This is a genomic window from Yersinia sp. 2542 StPb PI, from assembly GCF_048593855.1.
GTDB lineage: Bacteria > Pseudomonadota > Gammaproteobacteria > Enterobacterales > Enterobacteriaceae > Yersinia > Yersinia enterocolitica_E.
On record NZ_JAZGQA010000250.1, the window covers coordinates 1 to 5,323 of the forward strand.

Below are 5,323 nucleotides of genomic sequence, written 5' to 3' on the forward strand. Positions count from 1 at the left end.
ATACTCAGTCTGAGTAGACAAACATCCGCCCGGAGGAATCAACCATGGCGGCGTTCAAAGTCAGCCATAAAATCTGTTAAGACTTTAACGCCTTCAATTGGCATCGCATTATAAATCGATGCCCGCATCCCACCAGCAACACGATGGCCTTTTAAGGCTTGCAAACCCTGCTCTTGTGCCTCGCTAAGGAACACTTTATCCAAGGAGGCATCCTTCATTTGGAATGGCACATTCATCAAAGAGCGGTTGGCGTGAGCCACCTGGTTGCGATAGAAACCGGTCTTATCGATCGCACCATACAATAGATCAGCTTTCGCCTGATTACGTTTTTCCATTTCAACCAAACCGCCCTGCTCCTTCAACCATTTAAACACCAGGCCAGAGAGATACCAGGCAAAAGTTGGCGGCGTGTTGAACATGGAATCGTTATCGGCCAGCACCTTATAATCAAGGATCGATGGCAATTCAGTGCGAGCTTTACCTAATAAGTCGTCGCGCACGATAACCACTGTCAGGCCAGCGGGACCGATGTTTTTCTGGGCTCCTGCATAAATGACACCATAGCGACTGACATCAATCGGGCGAGAAAGGATAGATGATGAGTAATCGGCAACGACAACTTTATCGCCAAAATCCGGATCTTCTTTGATAGCCAGCCCATCAATGGTTTCATTTGGGCAATAATGTACATAAGCAGCATTATCACTCAACTGCCATTGTTTCATCGGCAAAATACCCGTTAGACCATTATCGTGGGTTGTCACATCGATAACGTTAGGGACACAGTATTTTTGTGCTTCTTTGACTGCACTGTGTGCCCAATAGCCACCGTCAATATAATCAGCACTGTTGTTGTCGCCGAGTAAATTCAATGGCACTGCGGCAAACTGCGCGCGCGCGCCACCATGGCAAAATAACACTTTATAATTGGCCGGAATTCGTAACAGATCACGCAGATCTTCTTCTGCGTCTTCAGCAACCTGAATAAATTCCTTACTCCGGTGACTGATCTCCATCACCGATGTCCCCAAGCCATGCCAGTTACGTAATTCCTGTTCCGCACGACGTAAAACTTCAACCGGTAACATCGCAGGCCCTGCGCTAAAATTATAAACTTGTGTCATTTCCCCTCACCACACTCAACTGAGATTGCCATCGTTATCATTACTCGGTTTTATCATCCGAGTCCGCCTGCTGCAACGGTTATTCACTGGCAAGGGAGAAACTCTCAACCCCAGCGATAGCAGGCTGTGCGTTATCATGTCATTAATTTGGAATTATTCACCAAAAGCTACCGAACCAAGGTGTTAGCGCACGATAGATGACTCATTTTGCTCGTTGATGGCCCAAAGCTTCAACCCAGTGGTGGTGACCACAACGTTGACAGGTTTTCTCTGCACCGCTGGATAACGCCACTATCAGGCTGCACTGGCTACAGGCATACTCCGCAGGTTTTTCAATGGTGACCAAGGGGTTAACACAGCATTTAGGTAATACCGGCAAACCGGGTTTGACATGTTCTTGCGCGAAGAAAAACACACTGATTGCACCATTGACTTCCAGGATGGCCAGCCGTACCTGACCAAGATGCTCGACACCTTGTTGGCGCAACTCCATAAAAAACTCATCATGGGTAATATTTTCCTGCTGCATGGTTTCCCAAACAAATATTCCATCACTGATGATGATCAACGGCTTCCCTTCCATCCACTGCTGTATTTTTTCGCTGCGTGACATCAAGAAAGTAGAGAGGCGGTACAAAATCATAATGCAGATAAAGACCATTACTACTGGCAACATCGGCACATCTTCATAAAAAGTGACATCACCCGCAGCGGATCCCAATGTCAAAATGATCACGACTTCGAATAGCGACATCTGCCGCACGCCACGGCGACCACTCAGTTTGAGGAATAAAAAAACCAAGACAAAGGTGAATAAACAGCGCATGCCCACTTCGGCCAAGAATTCGATGGGGAATTTATCCAGTGCCATTCGTTTGAGATCAAATGTTTGCATTTATAGTTGCCCAATAACTTTTGATTCATTAAAGATAGTCGCCGGACGGCATGGGCGGATTTATTTCAGATTAGTGGTAATAAAGCAGATACGGAGGCCGAAGCCCCCGTCAAAGACTTATTGAATCAATATGCGTGGAATAGCTTTTGGATCTCTTGCGGTTTTTGCGTTTGGGTTAATGCCAATTGCAGCAACACACGTGCTTTTTGTGGATTGAGTGAGCCGGATGCAACAAATCCATATTTGGTGTCATCAACTTCTGCATCTTCCGTGGTAGAACCAGTAGGCACACGGGATGAACGCACAACAGCAACCCCACTGTGTGCTGCCGTTGCCAGCGTATCAAAAACAGAATGATAAAGGTTACCGTTACCAACACCGGCACTGACAATCCCTTTATAGCCATCAGCAATCAGCGCTTTAGCCGGTAAATCAGAGGCATTGGCATAGTTATAAATAATGCCCACTTTTGGTAATTCACTCAGTTTGCTGATATCGAAAGCGGGTTGTCTTGGCGCGGGTTGGTGCAGATAATTCACTTTACCGTCATAAATAGACCCCAAGGATCCGGTATTCGGTGACTGGAATGTCTGCACCGAGGTGGTATTGGTTTTCATCACATCACGGCCACTTAGCACTTGGTCATTCATCGCTACCAGCACACCACGTTTAGCTGAATTGGCATCACTGGCGACGACCACTGCATTATAGAGATTCAGCGGACCATCTGCACCCAGGGCAGTTGCCGGGCGCATCGCCCCAACCATCACCACCGGTTTATCGCAATTCACCGTTAAATCAAGAAAATAGGCAGTTTCTTCCAGAGTGTCAGTGCCATGTGTAATCACGAATCCGTCTGTTTTGGCACAATCGGCATTAATTTTTTTCGCCAACTTCAGCCAGACCTCGTCATTCATATCCTGAGAACCGATATTAACCACTTGCTCGCCCTGAATATTGGCGATTTTTTTCATTTCCGGCACCGCGTTTACCAGGGCATCAACCCCCAATTTACCGGCTTTATAGTTAGATTTAGTGGCTGAATCTCCGCCACCGGCGATAGTTCCCCCGGTTGCCAATAGGGTGATATTGGGTAGAGCAAAGGCCGAACCGCTGATCCCTGCTAAGATTCCGGCTAAGACAGTTAGCTTTATAGATTTCACATTATGACTCCGTTATTTATAAGCTAGTGAATTATGCGGAATATCCATACTGAAACTGTGACATTTGCTGCGCTTTAGGAATACATGGAGCTATTAACTAAAACCCCGTATGATTGCGCGTTTTTAGTACCGCCAAAAAGTGACGACAATGACCCAAACCTTTATTCCCGGCAAAGACGCCGCGCTGGAAGACTCAATATCTCGCTTTCAGCAAAAACTGAGCGACCTCGGTTTTAATATTGAAGAAGCCTCTTGGCTTAACCCGGTTCCTCACGTTTGGTCGGTACATATCCGCGACCGTGATTGCCCGTTGTGCTTTACCAACGGCAAAGGTGCCAGCAAGAAAGCGGCACTGGCTTCGGCCTTAGGTGAATATTTCGAACGCTTATCCACCAACTATTTCTTTGCTGACTTCTATCTGGGTAAAGCCATTGCCGAAGGGGATTTCGTTCATTATCCCAACGAGAAATGGTTCCCGATCCCAGCAGATAACTTGCTGCCAGAAGGCATTCTCGATGAGCGCCTGCTGGCGTTTTACGATCCAGAGCAGGAATTGGTCGCCAGTGATCTGGTGGATTTGCAATCAGGTAACGCCAAACGCGGGATCTGTTCATTGCCATTTACCCGCCAGTCAGATTTAGAAACCGTCTATATTCCAATGAATATTATCGGCAATCTGTATGTCTCAAATGGCATGTCTGCGGGCAATACTGCCAATGAAGCTCGGGTACAAGCTCTGTCCGAAGTCTTTGAACGTAAAGTTAAAAACCGTATTATCGCAGAATCTATCAGCTTGCCGGAGATCCCTGCGGCGGTGTTAAACCGCTATCCAGGTGTGGTAGAAGCCATTGCCAAGCTGGAAGAAGAAGGTTTCCCAATTCTCTCTTACGATGCCTCTCTAGGTGGCGCTTATCCGGTTATTTGCGTAGTGCTGTTTAACCCGTCGAATGGCACCTGTTTTGCCTCATTCGGTGCACATCCTGATTTTGGTGTCGCGCTGGAACGTACCGTGACTGAGCTATTGCAGGGCCGTAGCCTGAAAGACCTGGACGTCTTTACCGCGCCGACCTTCGATGACGAAGAGGTGGCAGAGCACACCAATCTGGAAACCCATTTTATCGATTCAAGTGGCTTGATCAGCTGGGATATGTTCAAAGACGAGGCCGACTATCCATTTGTGGACTGGAGCTTTAAAGGCAGCACAGAAGAAGAATTCGCTACCCTGATGGCTATCTTCAAGCAAGAAAACGCCGAAGTGTATATCGCTGATTATGAGCATTTAAGTGTCTATGCCTGCCGGATTTTGGTACCAGGCTGGTCTGATATCTATCCTGCCGAAGATTTGCTGATGGCGAACAACACCATGGGTGTTCATCTGCGAGACAGGTTGCTGGCCCTGCCCGGCAGTGACTCGCAGCCTGAGGAATATCTGGCGCTCATTCAGCAGTTGGATGATGAAGGGTTGGATGATTTCGCCCGCGTGCGTGAATTGCTGGGTATCGCCTCGGGTAAAGATAACGGCTGGTATACCCTGCGTGTCGGTGAACTGAAATCCATGCTGGCATTGGCTGGCGGTGATTTGGAGCAGGCACTGATTTGGGTTGAATGGACGCAAGATTTTAACTCTTCAGTCTTTACGGCAAAACAGGCGAACTATTACCGTTGCCTGCAAACCCTATTGTTACTGACTCAGGAGCCGGATCGTGAAGCGGCACAATATTACACTGCCTTTGTGAAAATGTATGGTCAGGAGGCGGTAGATGCAGCCTCAGCGGCCTTGGTGGGTGAGGCGCGCTTCAATGGCCTGTTCAGTGTTGATGAGGATCTAAAAGCCTTACCCGCTCATCAGGCACTACTAGGTGCTTATGAGAAGTTGCAAACTGCCAAACGCCGCTATTGGGCTAAAAGCGAGTAAACATTTTCTGCCAGCAAATAGCTAAATGCTAATCAGCAGAAAGCGACCCACGGCGTTGTCTTTTGGCAGCGCCGTTTAATTTAGTACTGCAATTAATCCTGACGAAAATAAATACAAATCGCCGCGCTCAACAATTGTTTTTGTCATAAAAAAACGTTATTTTCTGACGCCGTAATAGCACCTTTAGACAAACATTATTTAGCGACCAGATAAAATAGATAAATAG

General features: G+C 47.3%; 4 protein-coding genes. 1 reads left to right on the top strand and 3 read right to left on the bottom strand.

Features of this window, described 5'->3' with window-relative positions; genetic code table 11:
• Positions 1-38: 38 nt before the first annotated feature.
• The 3 genes from serC to ansB form a co-directional block, all read right to left on the bottom strand.
• Entirely contained in the window at positions 39-1,124 is a 1,086-nt protein-coding gene (serC, locus tag V1952_RS19840; RefSeq protein ID WP_372559336.1) for a 3-phosphoserine/phosphohydroxythreonine transaminase, read from the bottom strand.
• Between the two features lie 202 nt (positions 1,125-1,326).
• Positions 1,327-2,019, bottom strand: a complete 693-nt coding sequence (locus V1952_RS19845; protein WP_372559337.1) for a DUF421 domain-containing protein — start codon at positions 2,017-2,019, stop codon at positions 1,327-1,329.
• Between the two features lie 125 nt (positions 2,020-2,144).
• The gene (gene ansB, locus V1952_RS19850; protein WP_083158435.1) at positions 2,145-3,182 is read right to left on the bottom strand and encodes an L-asparaginase 2; all 1,038 of its coding nucleotides are present in this window, start codon (positions 3,180-3,182) and stop codon (positions 2,145-2,147) included.
• A 148-nt stretch (positions 3,183-3,330) separates the two neighbouring features.
• On the opposite strand from ansB, the gene ycaO reads away from it, so the two are divergent.
• The gene (gene ycaO, locus V1952_RS19855) at positions 3,331-5,097 is read left to right on the top strand and encodes a 30S ribosomal protein S12 methylthiotransferase accessory factor YcaO (protein WP_372559338.1); all 1,767 of its coding nucleotides are present in this window, start codon (positions 3,331-3,333) and stop codon (positions 5,095-5,097) included.
• Positions 5,098-5,323 lie beyond the last annotated feature (226 nt).

What these genes read in the sequence shown, in the direction of transcription:
- serC (WP_372559336.1), bottom strand. Translation starts at nt 1,124, where the DNA reads ATGACACAAGTTTATAATTTTAGCGCAGGGCCTGCGATGTTACCGGTT.
- V1952_RS19845 (WP_372559337.1), bottom strand. Translation starts at nt 2,019, where the DNA reads ATGCAAACATTTGATCTCAAACGAATGGCACTGGATAAATTCCCCATC.
- ycaO (WP_372559338.1), top strand. Translation starts at nt 3,331, where the DNA reads ATGACCCAAACCTTTATTCCCGGCAAAGACGCCGCGCTGGAAGACTCA.